Below are 1,394 nucleotides of genomic sequence, written 5' to 3' on the forward strand. Positions count from 1 at the left end.
GGCGCGAGGTGCGCAAGTACGCCAACTTCCTGCTGGCCCTGCGCGCCCGCTGGGCCGGGGCCGCGCGGGTGGCGCACCGCCCCTTCGACCTCACCGTGGACTGCGCCACCCTGTGCCAGCTGCACTGCCCGTACTGCGCCGTGGGCAATGGCGCCATCCGCCGCAAACCCTCCCTGATGGACGCGGCCCTGCACGAACGGCTGGCCGCGGACGTGGCCCCGGACCTGTTCCTGGCCTGGTACTTCAGCGCCGGGGAACCGCTGTTGCACCCGCGCCTGCACGAGCACCTGGCCCGCACCGCCGGCGAAGAAGCCTTCACCGTGGTTTCCACCAACCTCAGCGTGCCCCTGACCCCGGCCCGGCAGGAGGCGCTGCTGCGTTCCGGCCTCGGCATGCTCAGCGCATCGGTGGACGGGGCCAGCGCGGCGACCTATGCCCAATATCGGCGCGGGGGCGACTTTGGGCTGGTCACGGACAACCTTGCCGCGCTGGCCCGGCGCAAGCGGGAGATGGGGCTGCAATTCCCCCTGCTGGAATGGCGCTTCCTGCTGTTTGCCCACAACCAGCACGAGGTGGACGCGGCCCGCGCCATGGCCACGGACATGGGGCTGGACCTGCTGGAATTCTTTCCCGGCTATGCCCTGCCCCCCGGCGACCCCGGCGAACAGGGAGTGCACCCCATGACCATCCCCATGCCGGGGCGGCCCATTTCCGGTCCGGCGTACGAGGCTGGCCTTGCCCGGCGGGAAACGCTGGTGCAGCGGCTGGCGGCGGACGGCATGCCGCCCGCGCCCGCCCCCGTGGATACGGCGGTCGATACGGCGGTCGATACGGCGGTCGATACGGCGGTCGATACGGCGGAGGAGACTGCGGAGGAGACTGCGAAGGGCAGTGGGGCAGAAGGACGCGGAGGAAAGGACAAGGCCCGCCGCCGCTGCGACTGGCTGTACTACAGCGGCATGATCTATCCGGACGGGGCGTTCGGACCGTGCTGCGTGGCCACCGACGCCGACGACGACTTCACCCGGCTGGACGCCCACCCCGACTTCGGCGCGGCGTGGAACGCCCCGGCCTTTCTGCGCTCGCGCACGGCCTTTGCGGCGGGCGTTGGCGGCAACGGAAGGAATCGAGGCCTCGACCACGCACCGGCGTCCGATGTTTTCGGCACCGGCGGCAGGGCAGGCACGGTGTGCGACCGCTGCCCCCTGCCCGTGGCGCAGGAACTGCAATTCGTGCAGAAGGTGCGCGCCATCCTGCGCAACGCCCCGGACTGGGTGGTGCGCATCCTGTCCGCCGCGCCGGGCGAATTCTTCCTGCCCGCCGACCTGCGCCGCATGCCCGTGGAACTGGCCGCCCTGCACCGGCCAGAGGCCCGCGCCCTGCCAGCGGACCCG

Annotated in this window: 1 protein-coding gene; it reads left to right on the top strand. The window is 71.9% G+C overall.

The features are described 5' to 3' along the window. On the top strand, nucleotides 1-1,394 hold a 1,394-nt coding region (locus FVW20_RS15230), incomplete at both ends, for a radical SAM protein (protein WP_196610267.1).

Source organism: Nitratidesulfovibrio oxamicus, from assembly GCF_015731765.1.
Taxonomy (GTDB): Bacteria; Desulfobacterota; Desulfovibrionia; order Desulfovibrionales; family Desulfovibrionaceae; genus Cupidesulfovibrio; species Cupidesulfovibrio oxamicus.